1 pseudogene is annotated in these 241 nt (G+C 60.6%); it reads right to left on the bottom strand.

Going from position 1 to position 241, the window contains the following annotated elements:
- Positions 1-241 (bottom strand): annotated as a pseudogene (locus O4G76_RS21490) (hypothetical protein); the annotation flags it as partial.

Raw genomic sequence — 241 nt, 5'->3', positions numbered from 1 at the left:
ATCTGACACGCTCAACTGCTGTTCGCCATTGAGTACGGTGAAGCTAAGCTCGATTTCGCCCTGGCCATAGTTGGCCGCATTATTCAGCAGATTATCCAGTGCCCGTGCCAGCAGGGTGGGGTCTGCATGCAGGTTATCGTGGTAGACCCGCAGGCTTACCCTTAGCTGCGGGTGGTGGCTGGTCAGGTCGTCCAGCCGCTGGCGTAGCCAGGCGTGGGCGGGCAGGGTTGCTGGCTGCATG

The organism is Limimaricola sp. G21655-S1 (genome assembly GCF_027213785.1).
Lineage (GTDB): Bacteria > Pseudomonadota > Alphaproteobacteria > Rhodobacterales > Rhodobacteraceae > Limimaricola.
The sequence above is the reverse complement of the archived record's forward strand: the minus strand, read 5'-3'. Positions and strand labels throughout refer to the sequence as shown.